Annotated in this window: 16 protein-coding genes and 2 pseudogenes; 10 read left to right on the forward strand and 8 right to left on the reverse strand. The window is 45.7% G+C overall.

The genetic code is table 11. From position 1 onward, the window contains the following. Positions 1 to 183: 183 nt before the first annotated feature. From QUA70_RS15715 to QUA70_RS15725, 3 genes are all read right to left on the reverse strand, one after another. The gene (locus tag QUA70_RS15715) at positions 184 to 876 is read right to left on the reverse strand and encodes a hypothetical protein (protein WP_333348445.1); all 693 of its coding nucleotides are present in this window, start codon (positions 874 to 876) and stop codon (positions 184 to 186) included. A gap of 191 nt (positions 877 to 1,067) precedes the next feature. Next, the gene (locus tag QUA70_RS15720; RefSeq protein WP_333348444.1) at positions 1,068 to 1,850 is read right to left on the reverse strand and encodes a PP2C family serine/threonine-protein phosphatase; all 783 of its coding nucleotides are present in this window, start codon (positions 1,848 to 1,850) and stop codon (positions 1,068 to 1,070) included. 401 nt (positions 1,851 to 2,251) lie between these two features. Beyond that, the gene (locus tag QUA70_RS15725; protein WP_333165358.1) at positions 2,252 to 2,914 is read right to left on the reverse strand and encodes a VWA domain-containing protein; all 663 of its coding nucleotides are present in this window, start codon (positions 2,912 to 2,914) and stop codon (positions 2,252 to 2,254) included. Positions 2,915 to 3,171: 257 nt separating this feature from the next. Between QUA70_RS15725 and QUA70_RS15730 the strand changes: the two genes are divergently transcribed. Beyond that, a complete protein-coding gene (locus QUA70_RS15730) occupies positions 3,172 to 3,774 on the forward strand; it encodes a Uma2 family endonuclease (protein ID WP_333348442.1) in 603 nt (200 codons plus the stop codon). A 52-nt stretch (positions 3,775 to 3,826) separates the two neighbouring features. Then, positions 3,827 to 4,081: a DUF6737 family protein gene (locus QUA70_RS15735; protein ID WP_333348440.1), complete on the forward strand. Its 255-nt coding sequence runs from the start codon at positions 3,827 to 3,829 to the stop codon at positions 4,079 to 4,081. Between the two features lie 286 nt (positions 4,082 to 4,367). Here the strand turns inward: QUA70_RS15735 and carB are convergent, their stop codons facing one another. Continuing rightward, positions 4,368 to 7,679 (reverse strand): carbamoyl-phosphate synthase large subunit, encoded by a 3,312-nt coding sequence (carB, locus tag QUA70_RS15740; protein WP_333348474.1) that lies wholly within the window; start codon positions 7,677 to 7,679, stop codon positions 4,368 to 4,370. A gap of 574 nt (positions 7,680 to 8,253) precedes the next feature. Next, positions 8,254 to 8,493, reverse strand: a complete 240-nt coding sequence (locus QUA70_RS15745) for a hypothetical protein (protein WP_333348437.1) — start codon at positions 8,491 to 8,493, stop codon at positions 8,254 to 8,256. Positions 8,494 to 9,085: 592 nt separating this feature from the next. Here QUA70_RS15745 and QUA70_RS15750 point away from each other — a divergent pair. From QUA70_RS15750 to QUA70_RS15765, 4 genes are all read left to right on the forward strand, one after another. Then, entirely contained in the window at positions 9,086 to 9,340 is a 255-nt protein-coding gene (locus QUA70_RS15750) for a hypothetical protein (protein WP_333332594.1), read from the forward strand. 34 nt (positions 9,341 to 9,374) lie between these two features. Continuing rightward, positions 9,375 to 10,556: a murein transglycosylase A gene (gene mltA / locus QUA70_RS15755; protein ID WP_445301492.1), complete on the forward strand. Its 1,182-nt coding sequence runs from the start codon at positions 9,375 to 9,377 to the stop codon at positions 10,554 to 10,556. Positions 10,557 to 10,707: 151 nt separating this feature from the next. Then, positions 10,708 to 11,412, forward strand: a complete 705-nt coding sequence (locus QUA70_RS15760; RefSeq protein WP_333348431.1) for a tetratricopeptide repeat protein — start codon at positions 10,708 to 10,710, stop codon at positions 11,410 to 11,412. Between the two features lie 224 nt (positions 11,413 to 11,636). Continuing rightward, entirely contained in the window at positions 11,637 to 12,524 is an 888-nt protein-coding gene (locus QUA70_RS15765) for an ROK family protein (protein ID WP_333348428.1), read from the forward strand. A 171-nt stretch (positions 12,525 to 12,695) separates the two neighbouring features. Here QUA70_RS15765 and QUA70_RS15770 read toward each other — a convergent pair whose 3' ends face one another. The 3 genes from QUA70_RS15770 to QUA70_RS15780 all read right to left on the reverse strand — a co-directional run bounded on the left by QUA70_RS15770 (position 12,696) and on the right by QUA70_RS15780 (position 16,307). After that, positions 12,696 to 13,118 carry a hypothetical protein gene (locus tag QUA70_RS15770; RefSeq protein ID WP_333332582.1) on the reverse strand — a complete coding sequence of 141 codons (423 nt, stop codon included), beginning with the start codon at positions 13,116 to 13,118 and terminating at the stop codon, positions 12,696 to 12,698. A 468-nt stretch (positions 13,119 to 13,586) separates the two neighbouring features. After that, on the reverse strand, positions 13,587 to 15,245 hold the full coding sequence (locus tag QUA70_RS15775) for a CTP synthase (protein WP_333332580.1): 1,659 nt from the start codon (positions 15,243 to 15,245) through the stop codon (positions 13,587 to 13,589). A gap of 105 nt (positions 15,246 to 15,350) precedes the next feature. Continuing rightward, positions 15,351 to 16,307, reverse strand: a complete 957-nt coding sequence (locus tag QUA70_RS15780; protein WP_333348425.1) for an Rpn family recombination-promoting nuclease/putative transposase — start codon at positions 16,305 to 16,307, stop codon at positions 15,351 to 15,353. 247 nt (positions 16,308 to 16,554) lie between these two features. On the opposite strand from QUA70_RS15780, the gene QUA70_RS15785 reads away from it, so the two are divergent. The 4 genes and pseudogenes from QUA70_RS15785 to cutA form a co-directional block, all read left to right on the forward strand. After that, positions 16,555 to 19,026 (forward strand): VIT domain-containing protein, encoded by a 2,472-nt coding sequence (locus QUA70_RS15785; RefSeq protein WP_333348421.1) that lies wholly within the window; start codon positions 16,555 to 16,557, stop codon positions 19,024 to 19,026. Between the two features lie 350 nt (positions 19,027 to 19,376). Beyond that, a pseudogene (locus QUA70_RS15790) lies at positions 19,377 to 20,668 on the forward strand (RNA-guided endonuclease InsQ/TnpB family protein). Positions 20,669 to 20,674: 6 nt separating this feature from the next. Then, positions 20,675 to 21,571, forward strand: a complete 897-nt coding sequence (locus tag QUA70_RS15795; protein ID WP_333348418.1) for a pentapeptide repeat-containing protein — start codon at positions 20,675 to 20,677, stop codon at positions 21,569 to 21,571. Positions 21,572 to 21,636: 65 nt separating this feature from the next. Further along, a pseudogene (gene cutA, locus QUA70_RS15800) lies at positions 21,637 to 21,819 on the forward strand (divalent-cation tolerance protein CutA); the annotation flags it as partial. Between the last annotated feature and the right edge of the window lie 73 nt (positions 21,820 to 21,892).

A 21,892-nucleotide genomic window follows, 5' to 3' on the forward strand; every position in this document is an offset into this window, starting at 1 on the left:
CAGACTCCTCCCGGAAACAGAAAAGGGGAGGAAAAATCTTGGTCTGTTTTACCTTTTCCAGAAGCAGGCTGGGGGTTAGGTTTTTGGCATTGTCGAAAATTGTGCAATATGTGAGTGAGTCAAAATTTCTTTTTCACGGAGTTTGGAGCAGTCGAATTATTCTCAGCAGCAGATATGCTGGATTTACGGGAACTTGAGGTAACGACCTGTGGGCAAATTATCGCTATTATATAATGCAATGTTAACTAGCTGGTTCAGGAAATTTGCATCATTTTTATCATAACTTAAAAATAATCCTCTGTCAATCCCCCAATCTTGAAGAGTTTGTTGCCAATTCTGATATTTTTGTTGAGAAAACTCATCCGAAAGAGTAGTAACTTGAATACAGAGGGGCTGCTGTTGGCGGTTGCTAACGATCGAATCGGTTGCCATAGAAAGATCAGCAACATATCGATACAAAACAGTGCCTTGGCGATCGACAATTCGGGCTGCGATCGCACGAATCACGAGATCGTCAGCCGGATCGAATTTACCGGCTTTGAGTTTTTGTTTCCAGATGTAAAATTTGCGATCGTTTTCGCTCAGCCATTTAGGAAATAGATAGCTGTACCAATACCTTTCCCCCGGCGTCATTAACTCAAAAGCGGCTTGCTGTTCTCTTTCCGAAGGTAGAGATTGAACTGCCAGCCAAACCTGAGAATCTCGGATAAGCTGTAGCAAAAAAGCCATCACAAATTTCTTAGCAGTTAGCGAACCGGGTTTAACATCTTTCACCCAGCGATTGATTTCATCCAATCTTCTCGCCAAACTCGGCTCTATTGGATCTGCTGCGCTAATTAGAGAGTTGAGCTTATCCTTAATCTCTTGTGCTTGCAAACGACGACCTACTGTACAAACTAAAGCAGAATTGTTGACACCTCGATTTTATTATAGAACCGCGCCAAATTTTCACCGCTCATTAGGTTGAACGCATTACACTTGTTGCAAAATTCAGAATCGGAAATTTTTAACCGCCGATCAACGCCAATTCACGCAGATGGGTGTTGGCGTTGGCAAAATGTCTATTTTTAATTGTCCTGTGCCTCCGAACTCGAAAAAGTTGCTAACAATAAAGTTAAGTCATCATCGGTGCGTTCGGAAACGCGGGGCGATCGCAAAAATGATTCTAACTGCTGTTTCGCATCTTCCTCTTCTTTCCACTCGCCAGAAAACCGAAACAAAGGCGCAAAAAACGGCCCGTGCGGCGTGCCTTCCGGGATTTTGAGAGCTAGCATTTGCAAGCCGTCGGAAAAAACGGCTAAGTGCCGCAGTTTTTCCCGCAGTACCTGAAATTGCGCTGTTTCGATCGCATTCGGCGAAATCAAAAAGATAGTTTCGTTGATGTATTCGCCGCAGGGAGGTACAGTCAGGGCGATCGCATTTCCTGCACTATCACCCGCTACCGCCGCACCGTCACCGATTTGAGCAACTGCGATTAATTCCGGCGTAGCAACAACAGCAATTAAAGTACAAGCTAAATCTCTCGCAGCCACTTCCCGCACTGCCGCTTCTGCTTCCACCTGCGCCCGCGCAACTTGCAGTGATGCTGTCAAGAATACCTGCCATTCGTCGTCATTTTCAGGCAGCCTTTCCTGTTGGCAAATCGTTTCGACAACCGCTTCCACAGCAATTTTCGCCCCAATTTCTGCGAGTGCTGCGGAGCCCGCACCATCGGCAACCGCTGCCGCTAAAACACCGTTTGGCAAGAGACGCCAGCAGTGGGCATCTTGACAAGGCTGCGCTCTTTTTTCGTGGCTCGTACCTATCACCGATGCCGCTACAACTTGCCAATTAAAGGATGAATTCTGCATTAATAACTCTTTAACTCAAAACTTCGTAAATTCACAACTATGCAACGTCTGGACGGGTTTATTTATCCCTAATTACAGCACTTTTCTGGGTTCGTAGGTACTAGCCCTTGTAGGGACACGGCGCCGTACCCTCATAGTGTCAACTTAAGGCTAAAACCCTTGATAAATCTCGTTTTTACCTGAGTCTAGATCCCCCTAAATCCCCCTTAAGAAGGGGGACTTTAAGAAGACCCCTGTGGCTCCCTTCTTAAGGGGAGCGCCGGGGGGTTCTAGGCTTAATAGTCAAACAGTATTCTGTGACTGGGTTGGAAGTTAAGTTGACACCAATGGGCTTTTGGAGTGTCCCTACGGCACTCTTACTAATGACTAATGACCAATGACTAATGACTAATGACTAATAACTAAACCGTTCCCCATCCGGGTGGCGGCAGTGCTACTTGTTCATCAATTTTTGAGTGAGAAACTCTCTGCATACTAGCCGACAGCCAGATGAACATCTCTCTAAAGTCTAATCCTCTCAATTTTACAGGCGTGCGCTCGACAATTTGCGCCAGACGGGTGATATTAGCACCTTCCACTCCGACTGCAAAAAATGCCACGCGCTTGTTAGTTTCTTCCTCCTTAATCCGCTGTGCTGCTATTTCCACAACATCGTCTGATTCGCCTTGAGGTTCGCCGTCGGTAATCATAAATACCCACGGGCGGTAGTAGGTAATGCCGTTGTTGCGGTATTCAGATTTGCGGGCGGCAATGGTGTCTAGTGCTTGCTGAATGCCCGCGCCCATGTGGGTTTGTCCTTGAGCTGTCAGCAGTGGCGTCTCGAACTGGTCGGCGGTCACGAAGTCTTGCACGACTTTGATATGATTGTCAAATGAAATAATCGCGACTTCGACTCGCTTTTTAGCTAGTTCGTCTTTAATTAGGTCATTCCTAAAAATTTCCAGCCCCTCATTCAAGGCATCTATGGGTGCGCCTTGCATGGAGCCGGAGGTGTCCAGCAGGAGGACGCAGGGACAGCGCGGCTCTGGGTTTTCGGCAAATTCTACGGCTTCGTCTAGTCTCATGGTTCGGGGTTGACCTGGGAGTGGCTCGATTTCTAGGTTTGTTACTTTCTACCCTAGCAAGTAGGTGACGTATTTAACTCAATCTGCCGGATGGCGATCGTATTTTACCATTTACCTGAATCGATTTGAGATTTTTAATTGTAGATTTTAGATTTTAGAATTGGATGTCTTTTGATTTCTGCCGTCAAAAAAACAAATTCATTCCTGCCTGTGGTAATATAGACTAATAGTATTACTGCAAAATAAGGATAAATCTTATGATTGCAACAGTTACGCAAAAATTAACCTTTAACCAATTCCTTGTAGAATGTCCAGAAGATGGACTCTATGAACTGGTAAATGGAGAAGTTGTAGAGATGAATGCCACAAGAAATCATGATGATGTTGCTGATTTTACATCTGACTCATTTAAAGATGAAATTAAACGGCTAAGTTTAAATTATGTTGTCAAAAATACCGCCGTTATCAGAACTGTAACTAAAGCCGGAATCGAACAAGGGCGGAGACCGGATGTCAGCGTAATCGATCGCGATTTGTGGCGATCGAACCGTTCTGCTTATTCTGCCTTACGAGAACCAATTCAACTCGCAGTGGAAGTAACATCAACAAATTGGGAGGACGATTATATAGACAAATTGGACGAATATCTGCGCCTCGGAATTCCTGAGTATTGGATTGTCGATTATTTAGCAATTGGCAGCAGGGAATTTCTGGGAAATCCCAAAATTCCAACTGTATTTGTTCACCTTTTGGATGCAGATGGCAACTATCAAAGAAGCGCGTTTAAAGGCAGTGAACGAATTGTGTCGCGGACTTTTCCCGAATTAACGCTGACAGCAGAAGAGGTGATGAATGTTTAACTTCGGTTAATCCAGCTAGCCAGACTATTCTCCATAAAAAATTACTGAAAATATGAAATCTATTTCTGAAAAAAAACTTTCTGAAAAAAAAGCTATTAGTCCTTGGAGTTACAAACCTTGGTGGTGTCAGCCTTGGTCGATTCTTCTAACTGGTATTAGCCTGATTAGCGGTAGTTGGTTTTTATTAAAAACTGTTTGGATAACTGTTTTAGTCGCGATTCCTTTATTAGCTTGGATGAGTTTTTTCTTGTTAGTTTGGCCGAGGTTGATGCTATCTAGCGGAGTTTTGGATTCCGATGCAGATTAGGTTTTGGTGGCGCGCACCTTATGTTTAGGATAAGGTGCGCGGTCATTGGTGTCAACTTAACGTTCCACCCTCAGTCCGGCAGGGGTTGAAACAAGAGCCTCAAAGCGAAAGTCCTCGCTATGAGGACTAATGAGTTATTCAGTCCTCTTTGAGAGGACTTTCGCTATAAGACAGGGAATTCATTCCCTGGCGGACTGCCGGGTGAGCGAGAGGACTGGCGGACTAAAACCTTAAGTTGACACTAATAGTGCGCGCTGCACACCCTAAACATAGGGTGTTTCGCAGTCTAGGTTTGCGGGTAATAGTCTTGAATTGCTTTTACTTCCATCGGGTGAGATTTGAGCGATCGAATTCCCGCTGCTGTCGCTTTGGCACCGGCTATTGTCGTAATAATCGGGATTTTGTAAGTCAAAGCTGTGCGGCGGATAAAGATTCCGTCGGCCCGGGATTCTTCCCCGGAAGGTGTGGTGATAATTAGTTGAATTTTCTCATTCTTGATCGAATCCAACAAATTCGGCCGCCCTTCATGCAGTTTCAATTCCAAATCTACCTCTAAACCTTGCTCTCGCAAAACTTTGCGTGTCCCGTGGGTTGCGACTACTTTGAAACCCAATTCTAAGAATTCCTTGACAACGGGTACAACAGCTAGTTTATCTCGATCGCGCATCGAAACCAGCACGGTTCCAAACAGTGGCATCATTTGTCCCGCGCCGAGTTGAGCTTTGGCAAAGGCTTTGCCAAAATCAGTGTCCATCCCCATGACTTCGCCGGTCGATCGCATTTCTGGCCCTAACAAGGTATCAGTTCCCGGAAACTTAGCAAAGGGCAATACAGCTTCTTTTACCGAAACATGAGTGGGGATAATCTCTTCAGTAAAACCCAAAGCTTTTAGAGTTTGGCCAGACATGACTCGCGAGGCCATTTTTGCTAAGGGAACTCCGATCGCCTTGGAGACAAAAGGCACTGTTCGAGAAGCTCGCGGATTAGCTTCCAAAATGAATACTTGTTCCCCTTGAACAGCAAATTGAATATTCATCAACCCGATAACTTTCAGGGATTTTGCTAATTCTACAGTCCAGCGGCGGATTGTTGCCAAAGCTGCATCAGGAAGTGTTTGGTAAGGGATAGAACAAGCAGAGTCACCGGAGTGGATTCCCGCTTCCTCGATGTGCTCCATAATACCGCCGATCGTCACATTGCCAGTAACATCGGCGATCGCATCTACATCCACCTCGATCGCATTCTCCAAAAACTTATCAATTAAAATCGGATGATCGGGTTCTACTAGCACCGCATAGGTCATGTAACGTTCCAATTCCGTATCGGAATAAACAATTTCCATGGCTCGCCCGCCTAATACGTAACTCGGTCGCACCACTACCGGATAACCGATCCGTTGAGCTACGATTAAAGCATCCTCAAAACTACGGGCCAAACCATTAGCAGCTTGCTGAATATCCAATTCCCGCAGAATCTTTTCAAATCGCTCCCTGTCTTCAGCCATATCAATGGAATCTGGCGAAGTTCCCCAGATTTTTGTTTGTACATCGGGGTGATTTTCCAGGGCTTTTTGTAAAGGAAGCGCTAATTTCAGCGGGGTTTGTCCGCCAAACTGAATAATTATTCCTTCGGGATTTTCGGCTTCGATGATGTTGAGAACATCTTCTTTTGTTAGCGGTTCAAAATACAGGCGATCGCTCGTATCATAATCCGTCGAAACCGTCTCCGGGTTCGAGTTGACCATAATTGTCTCAAAGCCATCTTCTCCTAGGGAATAGGAAGCGTGACAGCAGCAGTAATCAAACTCAATTCCCTGTCCGATTCGGTTCGGCCCGCCACCTAAAATCATCACTTTTCGTTTGGTAGAAGGCAAAACTTCCGACTCCGGCGCGAGACTGTGGCCCACAGGCGAAATTTTCTTTTCTTCATCGCCCAATTCCCAAATTGCCGCTCCCGCTTCGTAGGTGGAATAATAATACGGTGTAAACGCTTCAAATTCAGCGGCACAGGTATCGACTGTTTTGTAAATCGGAATTACCCCTAACTGTTTGCGGTAAGCGCGGACTTGATCTTCCGATGTTTTGGTGGCGTAAGCAATTTGGCGATCGCTAAATCCCAACTGCTTTACTTCAAACATTGTCTCTTTTGTCAACTGTTCCAACCGCGTTCGTTTCAAGAACTTTTCAGTTTCCAGCAATTCCTGCATTTTATCCAAAAACCAAGGGTCGATTGCTGTGAACTCGAAGATATCTTCCACCGACATTCCCATCATCATCGCGTGGCGAACTGTAAAAATGCGATCGGGATTTGGCGTCCGCAATCCGGCGCGAATTTGTTCCAAACTCGGCAACTTTTCCGGTTTGTCGCACCCGAAACCTGCGCGGCCTGTTTCCAATCCCCGCAGCGCTTTTTGGAAGGATTCGTTGAAGCTTCGCCCGATCGCCATTACCTCCCCAACCGACTTCATTTGCGTTGTCAGAGTCGGTTCGGAACCGGGGAACTTTTCAAAGGCAAATCGGGGAATCTTCGTCACCACGTAGTCAATTGTCGGCTCAAAAGACGCCGGAGTTTTCTTGGTGATATCGTTGGAAATTTCGTCTAGGCTGTAACCTACCGCTAATTTTGCCGCCATTTTTGCAATGGGGAAACCAGTTGCTTTCGAGGCCAAGGCGGAGGAACGGGAAACCCGAGGATTCATTTCAATAACGATGAAATCTCCGTTGACAGGATTGACGGCAAATTGAATATTGGAACCGCCGGTTTCAACTCCGATTTCGCGAATAATTTTCACCGAAGCATCCCGCAGGCGCTGATATTCTTTGTCTGTAAGAGTTTGCGCTGGGGCGACGGTGATAGAATCGCCGGTGTGGACGCCCATCGGGTCGAGATTCTCGATCGAACAAATAATCACTACATTATCTGCCAAATCTCGCATTACTTCGAGTTCGTACTCTTTCCAACCAATCAAAGATTGTTCGATCAAAATTTGCGATACCGGACTGGCGTCAATCCCACCTTGGGCCATTTCTTCAAACTCTTCTTGATTGTAAGAAATGCCGCCTCCCGTACCTCCCATTGTAAAAGCAGGACGAATAATTAATGGATAACTGCCGATTTGGTGACCAATTGCTTTGGCTTCGTCGAGAGTGTTGGCAATTCCCGAAGGGCAAACTGCTACCCCAATTCGCGCCATTGCTTCCTTAAATAATAGCCGATCTTCTGCCATTTCAATTGCTGGCAACTTAGCACCAATTAACTCGACTTTGTATTTTTCTAAAACGCCATTTTTAGCGAGTGCAACTGCTAAATTTAGCGCCGTTTGACCGCCCATAGTCGGTAAAATTGCTTGAGGTCTTTCTTTAGCGATGATTTGTTCGAGGATGACTGGCGTTAGAGGTTCGATGTAAATGCGATCGGCAGTTTCCGGATCTGTCATAATCGTTGCAGGGTTGGAATTCACCAACACTACTTCAAAACCTTCTTCTCGCAAAGCTTTGCAAGCTTGTGTTCCTGAATAGTCAAATTCGCACGCTTGACCGATAACAATTGGGCCGGAACCAATGAGAAGAATCTTTTTTAAGTCTTGACGACGGGGCATAGGTTCGTAATTAGTAATTGGACAAGGTGGAGGATTAATTTGATATTTTGCATCAGTCTTAGAAACAGGCTTTCTAAGCTGTTCCACCAAAAGCTTACTCAAAATAGTGCAAGTTTTGTTGTTAATTTGAAATTGTGCACCATTCTCAGCATTTTGGAAGCAGAACCTCGCAACTCCGGCTGACAGACACCCCCAGCTAACCAGAAATATTGATGAGAAAAGGGTGCAGTCGATCGGTAAATCAAGACTATTTTAAGTGTTGCGGTCAAATCGTGTTCTAAAATACACAATCCGTGTCTTCCGCCGGATTAATCATTTTAGGGACACTCCAAGAACTCATTGGTGTCAACTTAACGTCAAACCCAATCACAGACTGTTGTTTGAGTATTAAATCTAGATCACCCTGGCGCCCCCCTTCTTAAGGGGGGGACAAGAGTCTTCTCAAAGTCCCCCTTCTTAAGGGGGATTTAGGGGGATCTAGACTTAGCTAAAAGCGAGATTTATCAATGGTTTCAGGCTTAAGTTGACACGAAGAAGGGATCTTGGAGTGTCCCTACGGTATTTCGTCCAATTTTTAAGCTTTGCGCGATCGGCGAATGAGTACGCTTATAACTTGTCCCGGCTTTGCACCTCGCTGCGGCGGGCTCCAATCCCCGACGGCGGCAAATCCTAGTCGGTACAAGGTGTGGATGGTTTCTAACACGGCTGCGCGGGAACCGACAACCGTTATCCGCACGACTTCCTGTTCGGATACTGCTGAGTTGTCATTTGGACGCGCGGATAAGTTATCGTCAGGCACGAATTCCTGTGACATAATATGATCTCCTGGTTTTTGGTTTTCTAGGAAAACCCAAAAACCCAGCCGCCCCGCACGGTAACACAGAGCAGGGCGGCTACAGAGAATGTTAGAATTCTCCATTAGCCTCCAGACTGCTGTCATCAGTTTGGCGGTTAGCTGTCTATTGCTGTTGGCGCAGCAATGGGCAGTGCAACTAGATTTTTGAGCGACGTGGGCTGCTTCCTCCTTGAGGAAAGCAGCCTTATTTTCACAGCGTAGCCGCAGATGGGGGCCGCCGTCAATCGATTTTAGATTTTAGATTTTAGATTTTAGATTGAGATTTTAGATTGAGATGTTCTTCCTGCAACCACTCTCCGGTCTCTCCCACCCTCCGCTTCTCCCGTCTCTCCCTCTCCCTCAATCCAACCTACTAGATGAGGGAATGCGCCGAGGAAGAGGTAAAATATGGAATCGTTCCAAAAGCTTAAAATCAAAAATCTCAAATACAGATATGCCTAAAACTCAAGTGCGAATATTCCGTGCACCTGCTGTTTGAGGGCAACCACATCAATTTTAGATTTTAGATTTTAGACTTTAGATTGTCCTGCAACAACTCTCCCCATCTCCTATGCCTAGAACACCCAGCGAATATTCCGTGCACCTGCTGCTTGAGGGCGGCCACCGCGAAGAAATCCGTTTTTCAACGCTGCAAGATTTTCAACAGTGGTATAAAACTCTGGTTCCCAAACAAGATTCGTCAGAATTTGTTAATGTCCCGATCAAAAATATTCAAGGCGAATACATGGTAGTTCGGCCTACCAGCATTCTCGCAATTCGCGTAGAACCGGTATTTACTTCTAGCGTCGAACGATACGATGAATAAGGAAAATAATCAATTTAGTAGGAAAGATTGGAAATTGAGCAAGATTTTTCGCTATCAGCTATTAGCGATCGCCTGTTGCGTTGTGGCGATCGCTTTTTCGGTGCCCGCCGTTGCAGTTCCGTCGCTGCAACCAATTAGTATAAATCAATTGCAAGCTGGCGAGTCGGATGATCTCGCCTTTGACGCTCAAATCTGGGGCGAAAAGGGCAAACCGGGCGATCGGGAATTGCTGTTAAAGTCGATCGACCACAGCCTCCGCTATCTCAATACATCGGCCGCCGCCACTGCTTACAGCCGCTATCCAGTAGCAGGAGTTACGCGCGATCGAGTTCGGCGTTCTCTCGATCGATTCCGCCAATTAGTTGTCAGTTCCACAACCCCCGCACAACTTCAGGAATCTGTCAAGCGCGAATTTGTATTTTACAAATCCACGGGCAAAGATGGCAAAGGAACAGTCGCATTTACAGGTTATTTCGAGCCGACTTACGCAGCATCTCGCACGCCTAATTCGGAATACCGTTATCCCCTGTACCGGATGTCGCCCAACATGGCATCTTGGCCGAAACCTCACCCGACAAGATTGGATTTGGAAGGCGCAGATGCTTTGCAGGCAAGCAAAGGATTGCTGCGAGGATTAGAATTAGTTTGGTTGCGCGATCGATTCCAAGCATTTCTCGTGCACGTCCAAGGTTCTGCGAGATTGCAGCTAACAGATGGTAGCGTGATGACCGTCGGTTTTGCAGGCAAAACCAGTCACAGTTATACAGGAGTCGGGCGAGAATTAGTTAAAGACGGAAAGTTTACTTTAGAAGAGTTAAATTTGCCGAAACTAAGGGAATACTTCACCAACTTTCCCGCAGAAATGAACAAATATTTGCCGAGAAATCAAAGCTTTGTATTTTTCCGGGATACTAATGGAGTTCCAGCCACAGGAAGCATTGGAGTGCCAGTAACGGCCGAAAGGTCGATCGCCACCGACAAAGCCTTAATGCCGCCCGGTGCACTAGCATTAATTAGTACAAAACTCCCTTATCCGAATGCGGCGGGACAACTCGAACAAAATGCCGTGAATCGGTACGTTTTGGATCAGGATACTGGCGGTGCAATCAAAGGCGCGGGGAGAGTTGACGTATTTATGGGAACGGGGGATTTAGCGGGCGATCGGGCCGGTTATATCAACTCAACAGGAGAACTGTATTATCCGCTTTTAAAGTAGATTAATTCTACTTGATGTGATTGTTTGCTGTGCGTCGCAATCCCGGACACGGCAGTGCCGTGTCCCTACAGATATCGCCGGCAATCAATATGTAATCTATTTTTGATAATTGTTATAAAATAGAAAATACCCCACCCTCCCAATCTCACAAATGCTAGACAAAATTATGCAATTCTTCAAACGACTAATTCAGCGAATATTCGGAACCCCAGCCCCGCCCTCCCCGCCGGAAAATACCGCCATCCGCCCCGCCCTAACTGACGCGGAACACGAGTCGAAATTCATGGAAATTCTCGAAGGGGTGAATGCCGGTTGGAGTCGCGGGGATGTAGCGGGATTCTTAATCGCAAAACGCCTTAAAGATGGTGAATTGGCGGCTTGGTTGCGACGGTTTGGCCAAAGATTGTTAGAGGGCGAACATGATGAGACCGCTGCTACGGATGCGGTGGCATCGCTTCAGGAATTAGCGCAGCGGCTGGTATTGTTAGGTAGAATTGGCAGCGGGGAATTGTCAGAGGTGGCGAGGCAAATTGGGCGGGAGATATTGACACGGTTTCCGCTGCCGGAGGTTGAGGAGGAGGATACAAAGGGGAGGGTGATTGAGGCGGTGTTTGTTGGGGATGGTTTGGGTTTTTCGGGGGAAGTGAACCGCAGAGGCGCTGAGGCTGCGGAAGCAGAATCGGAAGTTAATGTAGATGCTGAGGCGTGGTGCGATCGAGGGAATGAGCAGTATAATTTAGGAAGATTTGAAGAGGCGATCGCATCTTATAACCAGGCAATTGCTCTCCAACCAGACTATCGCGATGCTTTGCACAACCGAGAGGTAGCGCAACGTAAGTTAGGCGAAATTCCATAGGCGAACTCGCTTGTATCCATAATTTTTGCTAGGTATTGCGAGCGGTATGATACTATTAAGAATTAAGCGCAGTTTCCGTCCATAATTATTATACACTAAAATAGGTGTTGGAGGATTTAAATCCTCACTAGCAACTTAATTTGTAAGGTGCACAATCCGCACCCTAAAATAGATTTATCCTATTAGGATTAATCCCAAATCCTTGCATCCACAACCAAAATAGAATGACACAAGTAATCGGCATTGACTTAGGCGGAACCGCAATTAAACTCGGCAGATTTAGCGAAGACGGCATTTGTCATCAATCCTTAACTGTCCCAACCCCTCAACCCGCAACGCCAGAAGCCGTTTTAGCCGCGATGACCGATGCTATTTTACAACTGAATCCGGTCGAAAATGCTGTAAGTGCGATCGGCATCGGCACTCCAGGCCCCGCAGATGCCGCTGGCAGAATAGCGAGAGTAGCAATTAACCTCAAAAACTGGCATAACGTCCCGCTAGCTGACTGGTTGGAAGCTAAAACCGGACTGCCGACCATATTAGCAAATGATGCCAACTGTGCCGGATTGGGAGAAGCTTGGTTGGGTGCCGGAAGGCCATTTAAAAATCTAATTTTACTAACTTTAGGTACAGGCGTCGGCGGTGCACTTATCCTAGACGGTAAACTATTTGCAGGCCATCTAGGCGCGGCCGGAGAACTAGGATTGATTACTATAAATCCCGACGGCCCGGAGTGCAACAGCGGCAATCGCGGTTCTTTAGAACAATATGTTTCGGTGCAAGCAATTCGCCGGGAAATGGGTTTGGAACCTGTAGAATTAGCAAATTTAGCTAAGTCGGGAGATGCCAAAGCTTTAGAATTTTGGCAAAATTACGGGCGCTATCTGGGTATCGGTTTGGCAAGTATAATTTATATTTTAACGCCGGAAGCTATTATTATCGGCGGCGGAATTAGTGCAGGTGCAGAATTTTTCTTGCCGCAGGTTCGAGCCGAAATTGAGCGGCGGGTGCTGCCGAGTTCTCGCGAAGATTTGCAGTTATTGGTTGCTGAATTAGGCAATCAAGCAGGCATGGTAGGCGCGGCCAAATTAGCTTGGCAGCTTGCTCAATAGTGAAAATTTAAAAATACAGCGCATTTTACTGCGCTTTTTTCATATCTAAACTTAGGAAGCAACCTAAGCAGCTTACCCCAAAAAAAATTAAAATGAATGTTAGGATTTACTAAAAATAGCCTCTCTTCCTCCTTCATTGTTCCTCCTTCTAACTAATGACTAATGACTTCTTCATGGCAGAGATTGTCCAGTCGTCTTTTTAATGAATTCCTGAATTTCTTGATAAGCGTCCGGGTTGCTTTGGCGCAGGATAATAATATTAGTTGCGCTGTCAGGCAGGCAAAAGCTTAGCCGACCGTTCTGTTCGCAAGCAAAAGAGCTAATTCGACTCATATCGATCGCAAATTCTTTACGGTCATAATTAATTTTAATCCACGAGCCTCTCGAATTGCGGTCAATGGTTTTTTTGAGGTAATCGAGAACTTGCTTGTAAGCCTCATAATTGCCTTGGGGATTGAGGATAATCGGCTGACTGCTATTAGGCAGCCAAAAGGTGAGACGCTTGTTATCCAGTTCGCTCGAAAAAGCACTAATAGTGTCAAGGTCAATTATGTATGTACTTTTCTCATAAGTAATTTTGCTCCAATAAGCCACAAAGCCTCCTCAAACCTGTGTTTCCTGGTATTTTAGGATAGTTTGACAACTCATACCATTTTAGATTTTAGATTTTAGATTTTAGATTGGGCATGACTGATGACTATCGGGGTTGGGAAGTTGCCTAAAGTTGCATTTTTTTTGAAACTGGTATCACCATTGAAATCCAAGCTAAAAAGTTAAGTAAAAATAATCAGCATTTTTACCTTCTGCCTTCTGCCTTTTGCCTTCTCCCTTCGGGTACTACCCCCCCAACCCCTATGCTAGGGCTGGGGGGTGAGGTTTTTCACTCGTTGAGGATGCTGCCCGATATCTAGTCCGGTAAGTGCGACCCGAATCAAATCCGATTGTTGGGTTGGGCGGGTGAGAGTACGAGCGATTGTCTGCCTGATTTGAATATTGTGTACTCTCACCCGGCCCTACAGACATCTAATATATCAGAACTAATCGATCGCACATGATATCAGATCAGTTTCCTGCAAGTTTCCCAGCCACCAAGTGAAGAGCCTCAGCTTCTAAAACATCCTGCTTTCCCTGGATGCTAGCGGCCTGGATAAACCCTTGAAACAAGGGGTGGGGGGCGCTAGGTCGAGATTGGAATTCGGGGTGAAATTGACTGGCTATGAAAAAGGGATGGTTGGGCAATTCGATCATTTCTACCAATCGGCCGTCTGGAGATGTACCGGAGACTGCATAACCTGATTCTAAGAAAAGATTGCGGTAGGCGTTGTTAAATTCGTACCGATGCCGGTGCCGCTCGTAAATCACTTCTTTCTGATAAAGTTTGAAAGCTAGCGTGTCGGGGTTGACACGGCACGGATACAAACCCAGTCGCATTGTACCGCCCAAATCGACTACATCTTGCTGTTCTGGCAATAAATTAATTACCGGATTTGATGTATCCGGGTCAAATTCAGCGCTGTTGGCATCCTTTAGTTGGGCGGTGTTGCGTGCCCATTCAATCACAGCACACTGCATCCCCAAACACAATCCCAAAAACGGAATTTTGTTGTGTTTGGCATATTCGATCGCTGCTATTTTGCCGTCAACTCCCCGAACCCCAAAACCTCCCGGTACAAGAATGCCGTTGATATCTTTGAGATAATTATCGAGGTTTCCCGATTCTAAATCTTCTGAGTTAATCCAGTGCAAATTTAGGTCGCAGCCGATCGAGATTGCCGCGTGCCGCAAAGCTTCGACCACTGAAAGATAAGCATCGTTCAACCGCACGTATTTGCCAACTAAAGCAATATCAATTTTGTGATTGGGACTGTAAAGCCTGTTGACTAAAGTTTGCCACTGATGCAAATCTGGCTGGCGATGTTCGAGTTGCAGCAAATTGAGCGTTTGTTGCGCTAAACCTTCCTGTTCCATCATCAGCGGCACTTCGTAGATACTTTTAGCATCTTGAGCGGTGATGACACATTCTTCGGGTACGTTGCAGAATTCCGACAATTTCTGTTTCATGCCCAAAGACAGCGGGCGATCGCACCTACAGACTAAAATATCTGGTTGAATGCCGATCGACCGCAATTCCTTCACCGAATGCTGAGTCGGTTTAGTTTTCATCTCTCCAGCCGAAGGAATCCAAGGTATCAGCGTGACGTGCATATACACAACATTTTGCCGGCCGACATCCTTGCGAAACTGGCGAATTGCCTCCAAAAACGGCAAAGATTCAATATCTCCCACCGTTCCGCCGATTTCCGTAATCACGACATCGGGATTAGTATTTTGTGCTACCCGGTGAATTCGCTCTTTAATCTCGTTAGTGATGTGCGGAATCACCTGCACCGTGCTCCCCTGATACTCACCCCGGCGTTCTTTGTTGATCACCGCTTGATAAATGGAACCCGTGGTGACGCTATTGAGGCGAGACATGGATGTATCCGTAAAACGCTCGTAGTGCCCCAAATCCAGGTCAGTTTCGGCACCGTCTTGCGTGACGAAGACTTCTCCGTGCTGAAACGGGCTCAGAGTGCCGGGGTCAACGTTAATATAGGGATCTAGCTTCAAAATCGAGACAGAATAGTCCCGCGACTTCAATAGGCGGCCCAAAGAAGCACCGACTATTCCCTTGCCGATGCTGGAAACCACGCCGCCGGTCACAAACACAAATTTGCTCATAGGATTTTCGACTTTAGATGTTTCAATGTCAGGTCAGACTCAAATGTGACATAGGTAATCCATAAGGGCAACCACGGGGATTGCCCCTACACCCATTTGACCAAATTATTGACAATTGTTATGTGCTTCCAACCAAGTTGTCAAATCTGACAAAGTGGTAAAGTCTAATACAGCCTCTCCTAAACTCTCTAATTCCTCAACGGATAACTGACTTATACAGGCTTGGATATCCGGCGACAGTGCGCCTACACTACGTTCCAACTGGCGAGTAATTAATCGCAAATTCCCTTGTTTGATACCTTGCTCGATACCTTGTTCGATACCTTGCTCGATACCTTCTGCAAGGGCTATTTTGGTAGCTAGACTAATGGAGCCACGCTGGTCTTGAATGAAGATTTCTCGCTTATCTAACTCATCTAGTTCCTGAGCATTTAGATTCGCTCTATTGGCAATTTTAAAAGCCTGTTTCAGTTCCTGTACATTTTCCAATTCTTCTGGAACAGACTGTAAAGCTTGAGCTGTTTTCATGAAGTATATCCACTTATCTGTCAAGGTTTCTAATTCATCTAGTTCCTTGTTGAATTTTGGTAACTCCACAAACACCAGCTCAAATTGATCCGCTAGATAATCTACTAAAAATGTCTTTTCTTTGAAGATGAAGTGCGAAATCACTGTCTCCATGTTCTCAAACATTTTAAAATCTGTAATGGTCAGAGCAATCACAGGGTTTAAATTGCTGTAGCCACTTCCTGTGCTTAGCTGCATTGAATAAGTTTTAGTTGCATTATACAAAACCCGCTGCTGAAAGTATTCTACATTCAAAACCTGCATTTCAATAATCACAGTTTTGTCACCAGTAATCTTGGCTTTAACATCCAAGTAAGTATCTTTGATACCTTTAATGTTTGGAGCTAAATAGGGGTCGATAATTTCTAAATCTTCGATAACTGGCTGTGCTTCGTAGAGGAGAGCATTTAAAAAACTAATCAAAATGTCTTTACTGTCATCCGAGCCGAAGATTTTTTTAAAGGCAAAGTCGGTTTTGGGGTTGATAAAATTCATGGTAATTACAATTTATTAGAATTTGAGGGGTTTCGGTTAGAGCTATTTAACTGTCGTCTAACTTAATTATACAATCTTGCAGGTTGGGGTCGATCGCCCGTTGGTGAAGCCCTCGAAGAGGATCGACCAAACCTGCTCGTTTTGGCAGCCGTTTCTTCATTTTTCCCAGAAAGCTAACTCAGGAACGTTTTGCAAAGGGTAAAGTCATGATAAACAAAGCACCTCAAGTCTGCTAAAAACAACAGCTATGAAGTTTGTCTGCGTTCTATCCCCTCAACGGTTGCTTTCTGCTGGTATCGCATTGCTCGCGGCGATCGAGTGTGGCGTGTGGCTCGCTCCCAATGGGGCGCGGGCCAATGCTCTTGGGGAAAATTATTCGTCTGTGTCGCCCAAAATTCTCGCTAGTAACGATGTTAATTGCAATGGCGGACGATCGCCCGAAACTCGCTGTCCTGTCGGCGGTTTGTTCGTCAAGGGTCAAAATACGGCCAGAGAACAAGTCTTTCCGCTCAAGCAGACTGAAGTTAAAGCCAAAATAGCTGGCAATATCTCCCGCGTTGAAGTTGTTCAGAAATTTGAAAATCCTTTTCCCGAATCTTTAGAAGCTGTTTATGTATTTCCTTTGCCCGACGAAGCGGCGGTGGATGATATGGAAATTAAAATAGGCTCACGAACTATTAAAGCTGATATCAAACTCCGCGAGGAAGCTTTGGAAATTTACCAAAAAGCCAGACAGCAAGGCCGGACTGCGGGTTTGTTGGAACAAGAACGCGATAATATTTTTACTCAGTCTCTCGCTAATATCAAACCGGGAGAAAAAATTGAAGTTACTATTCGCTACACGGAAAGTCTCAAGTTTGCCGGCGGCGATTACGAATTTGTGTTTCCAATGGTGGTTGGGCCGCGCTATATTTCGGGAAATACGACCGATGCCGATCGCATTAACCCGCCTGTTTTGCCTCCAGGAACGCGATCTGGTCACAATATCGCTGTTTCCGTAGAAATAGATGCCGGAGTTGCGATCGGCGATGTCCGCTCTACTTCCCATCAAATTACCACTGACCGCAGCGGCAATATTGTGCAAGTCCAATTAGCCAATTCAGACACAATTCCCAATAAAGATTTAATTTTGCGCTATCGAGTGGCGGGCGAAAATACTCGGGCCACTATTTTGACTCAATCCGACCAGCGGGGCGGTCATTTTGCTACTTATATGATTCCGGCTTTAAATTACAAAACTAATGAAATTGTACCGAAAGATGTCGTGTTTTTGATGGATACTTCCGGTTCTCAACAGGGCGAACCGCTAGCAAAATCTAAGGAGTTGATGCGACGCTTCATTCAAGGGCTGAATCCCAACGATACTTTTACTATTATTGATTTTGCAAACACTGCGACAGCGCTTTCAACAACTCCTTTACCGAATACGGCGGCCAACCGACAAAGGGCAATTAATTATATCGACAAGTTGCAGGCTAACGGTGGCAGTGAATTGCTTAACGGCATTCAAGCAGTAATGAATTTTCCGGCGCCGGCAACGGGAAGGCTGCGGAGTATTGTACTAATTACTGACGGTTACATTGGTAATGAAAATGAAGTCCTAGCTCGGGTTCAGCGGAGTCTGAAGCCGGGAAATCGACTTTATAGTTTTGGTGTCGGGGGTTCGGTGAATCGGTTTTTGCTCAACCGTTTGGCGGAAGTGGGAAGAGGCACGTCTCAAGTAATTCGTCAAGATGAACCGTCAGCAGAAGCGGCCGAAAAGTTTTTTCGTCAAATTAATAGTCCGGTATTGACTAATATTCAAATTAGTTGGGAAGGAATGGGGGAAAAACCGGAGATTTATCCGATCGCACCCCCAGACTTATTTACCAGTCAGCCGCTAGTTTTGTTTGGCAAAAAGACCGATCGAGCTAACGGCCAACTTCGCATTCGGGGCACTCTTGCGGGCGGCAAAGCTTACGAGCAAGTTTTACCTGTTAATTTTGCTCAATCCGGCGCGCGGCAGCGGGAGTCAACTTCAGTCGCAGCAGGCGCTACGGATTTTGGCAATCCGGCGGTAGCTCAGCTTTGGGGGCGATCGCGCATTAAAGATTTAATGAATCAAATGTTTGGTGGTGAGACTAAATCTCTGGTGGAAGCTGTGACTAATACTGCTCTAACTTATCGGTTGCTGTCGGAATACACGGCTTTTGTGGCTGTGAGCGAAGAAGTGCGAGTCGAACCTGATGGATCTCGTCGTAGGGTGCAAGTGCCTGTGGAATTGCCGCAGGGTGTCAGCTATGAAGGTATTTTCGAGTCGGAAGGGGCAGAGCCAACTAGAGGCGGCTCTCGCAGCGTTACCTCGAATCGCAACTCGGCACCGGTAAGTCCAGCTCCTGCTATGCCGCGGCAGCGAGGTTACGGTGAGTTGCAACCCTCGCAGCCAAAGGTTTCTCGCCTCCAAGTAGTTAGCGCCGAAGGGTTGGATGCCGGGGCGATCGCCGCTTTGACTCAATACTTGCAATCTGTTACTCTGCCCACAGGGGTTAGCGGTGAAACGGTGTGGGAGTTATCGGTACAAGATGGCCGCGTGGCGCAAGTGGCGATCGACCCTCAAACCTCGACGATGCCAGCAACAGACGCCGTAGAGAGTCTCAAGAGTGCCTTGAGTTCCTGGCAACCTCCCGCAGGATTTAAGGGCACGCTGCGCCTGAAGTTGCGAATAACGGTCGATCGTTAAGCAATGACTATCTATGTCACAAAACATTAACTTTTAATTCAAAAATACCGAAAGTGCGATCGCTACCGCGTGGAAGATATAAAATCTTTATTAAGAGATTGCCTTTAAACAGAAAGTAAGGTTAATGAAATTTATACCGTTTGAGGCAAACGCTAAAACAGTTTCCTTTCTGAAACAGTTTCCTTTATGAAACAACCTTAACAGTAAAGATTTCTGGATCGAAACCCCACAATCATAGAAGGTATTGTAAAACTTCATTGAGTTTATAAGCAATTATAAACAATAATGGTATTATATTGTTGTGAGTGTTGAACAAGGAATACGCATAGCCCAAAAAACGCAAGTCTCAAATGCAACTAACAGAGAGGCACATCATTAAATCAACGGAACACCGTTTCGCCCAAATTGACGAACTAGCTTTCAAGTCCAAAAACCTCTACAATGCCGCCAATTACGTTATTCGTCAGAGCTTTATTTATGGATGGGGTTATGTCAGTTATAACGAAATGAACCGATTGATGAAGTCTCATGAAGCCTACAAGGCTTTGCCTGCTAAAGTAAGCCAGCAAATCTTGATGGTGTTAGACAAGAATTGGAAATCGTTTTTTGAAGCAGTTAAAGCTTACAAGGCTGATTCTTCAAAATTCACGGGTCGCCCGAAATTGCCAAAGTACAAAGACAAAACCAAAGGGCGAAACCTTCTCGTCTACACGATTCAAGCGATTAGTAGTAAACAGTTGAAGAAAGGAATCATTAAACTTTCGGGGACTGAACTTTTAATCAAAACCCAAGTCGCTCCCGATCAGATTTGCCAAGTTAGGCTGGTTCCGAAATGTGATTCCTATGTAATTGAGGTAATTTATGATGAACCGGAGTCCACCCTTGGCAATGCTAATTCTGTAGCTAGTATTGATTTAGGACTAGATAATTTAGTGGCGTTAACTTCAAATCAACCGGGATTTATCCCTTTGTTGATCAACGGGCGACCATTGAAATCGATTAACCAGTTCTACAACAAACGCTCTTCACGATTACAATCCCAGTTAAAAGGGAACCGCAAAACTTCACCCCGGATTCAGCGCTTAACTCGTTGTCGCCATCAAAAAGTTGATAATTACTTGCATCATGCTAGTCGCCTGATTGTTGCGATTTTAAATACCAAAAAAATTGGGACGCTAGTAATTGGCAAGAATGCACAGTGGAAAACTGAAATTGATCTAGGGAAGCAAACCAACCAAAACTTTGTTAGTATTCCTCACTCTCGATTAATTGAAATGTTGGAGTACAAAGCTCGGTTGGCAGGAATCAATGTAATTGTCCAGGAAGAATCCTACACATCGCGGGCCAACTTCGTGGGTCTAGATCCAATCCCTGTCTACGGGAAAACAGAAAAAGAGCCGATGTTTACTGGTAAGCGTATCAAGCGAGGTTTGTACAAAACATCGACTGGTCAGTTAATTAATTCTGATATCAACGCTTCGTACAACATCCTCAGAAAAGCAATCCCAAATGCGTTCAGCAATGGGATAGAGAGCTGCGTAGTTCGAGCCTTGCGCGGGTTAATCCGCTTAAAGTAAAAGTGAAAGGGGAGGGACTTAACGCCTCCCATGTCAATAAATTACTATACTTTTACCACCTATGATGCCCTATGGAAGTTAGTGAACTGCTCAACAATTACGAAAAAGGACAACGAGACTTTACTGGAGCCGACCTCAGCGGGAAAGACCTCAGCGGAGCAATCTTAATCGGAGTCAACCTTTCGCGAGCTAATCTTTCCGGGGCGAACCTCAGCAGGGCGTTTCTCACCAAAGCAACACTCAAAGATGCACAGATGCACAGAGCAAATTTAACTTTTGCCAAAATGGGTGAAACCCAACTCTCAGGTGCAGATTTGACAAAAGCTAATTTGAGTGGAGCTTTTTTGGTAAAAGCAAAATTGCCCAAAGTAAAGTTAAGCGGCGCAACTTTAACTGGCGCCAACCTGCGGGCTGCTGTGTTGTGGAATGCCAATTTGTGTAGCGCCGACTTGCAATTAGTTAACTTGCTGGGCGCAAATCTGACGGGAGCTAATTTTAAGTGGGCAAACCTTTACGGTGCAAGGCTCAATAGTGCAAAACTTTTTGGAGCTCAATTAACCGGAGTCAGTCTGCGGCGAGCGCAGTTGACAGGGGTGAATCTCTGCGGTGCAGATTTGAGCGGCGTCAACGTGAGCGAAGCTAAACTAATGGGAGCTAATTTGGAAGGCTCGAATTTGGCGGGGGCGAATTTCAGCGCGGCTCAGTTGCGTGGGGTGAAGTTGGCGGGTGCAAACTTAACTGGGGCTAAGTTGAAGGGAAGTTGTTTGAGAGGGGCAAATCTGAATTGGGCGAAGCTGTGTCAAGCTGATTTGATGGCAGCAGATTTGAGCGAGGCGACGTTAATAGGAGCTAATTTAGATAATGCTTTGTTGGCGGGAGCTACTTTGCCGGAATCTACTAGGCGCTATTTTTCCTTAGCTGGGGCTGGCAGAGTCAATTCTTGGGAAGTTACGGAAATTAATTGTTGAGTGTTGAGTGTTGAGTGTTGAGTGTTGACTGATGAGTGTTGAGTGTTGAGTGTTCACTGATGACTATGACAATTAATTTTGGGGTGGTGCTGGTAACTGCTGCATCGGAGGCGGAGGCTGAGAATCTCGCTAAATCTCTAGTTGAAAACAAGCTGGCTGCTTGTGTGAGTTTGTCGCCAATTCGCTCGATTTATACTTGGCAAGGTGAGATTCATGCCGAGTCAGAATGGCAGTTGGTGATTAAAACTGGAGTTTAGACTAAAAAACGATCGCACCTAAAAGTAGCTGCCTCTCAACCGCAGGCAAGTTATTGCTCAAAAA

This window comes from Microcoleus sp. LAD1_D5, assembly GCF_036702115.1.
Classification (GTDB): Bacteria; Cyanobacteriota; Cyanobacteriia; order Cyanobacteriales; family Microcoleaceae; genus Microcoleus.

What these genes read in the sequence shown, in the direction of transcription:
- QUA70_RS15720 (WP_333348444.1), bottom strand. Translation starts at nt 1,850, where the DNA reads ATGCAGAATTCATCCTTTAATTGGCAAGTTGTAGCGGCATCGGTGATA.
- QUA70_RS15725 (WP_333165358.1), bottom strand. Translation starts at nt 2,914, where the DNA reads ATGAGACTAGACGAAGCCGTAGAATTTGCCGAAAACCCAGAGCCGCGC.
- QUA70_RS15730 (WP_333348442.1), top strand. Translation starts at nt 3,172, where the DNA reads ATGATTGCAACAGTTACGCAAAAATTAACCTTTAACCAATTCCTTGTA.
- QUA70_RS15735 (WP_333348440.1), top strand. Translation starts at nt 3,827, where the DNA reads ATGAAATCTATTTCTGAAAAAAAACTTTCTGAAAAAAAAGCTATTAGT.
- carB (WP_333348474.1), bottom strand. Translation starts at nt 7,679, where the DNA reads ATGCCCCGTCGTCAAGACTTAAAAAAGATTCTTCTCATTGGTTCCGGC.
- QUA70_RS15745 (WP_333348437.1), bottom strand. Translation starts at nt 8,493, where the DNA reads ATGTCACAGGAATTCGTGCCTGACGATAACTTATCCGCGCGTCCAAAT.
- QUA70_RS15750 (WP_333332594.1), top strand. Translation starts at nt 9,086, where the DNA reads ATGCCTAGAACACCCAGCGAATATTCCGTGCACCTGCTGCTTGAGGGC.
- QUA70_RS15760 (WP_333348431.1), top strand. Translation starts at nt 10,708, where the DNA reads ATGCTAGACAAAATTATGCAATTCTTCAAACGACTAATTCAGCGAATA.
- QUA70_RS15765 (WP_333348428.1), top strand. Translation starts at nt 11,637, where the DNA reads ATGACACAAGTAATCGGCATTGACTTAGGCGGAACCGCAATTAAACTC.
- QUA70_RS15775 (WP_333332580.1), bottom strand. Translation starts at nt 15,245, where the DNA reads ATGAGCAAATTTGTGTTTGTGACCGGCGGCGTGGTTTCCAGCATCGGC.
- QUA70_RS15780 (WP_333348425.1), bottom strand. Translation starts at nt 16,307, where the DNA reads ATGAATTTTATCAACCCCAAAACCGACTTTGCCTTTAAAAAAATCTTC.
- QUA70_RS15785 (WP_333348421.1), top strand. Translation starts at nt 16,555, where the DNA reads ATGAAGTTTGTCTGCGTTCTATCCCCTCAACGGTTGCTTTCTGCTGGT.
- QUA70_RS15795 (WP_333348418.1), top strand. Translation starts at nt 20,675, where the DNA reads ATGGAAGTTAGTGAACTGCTCAACAATTACGAAAAAGGACAACGAGAC.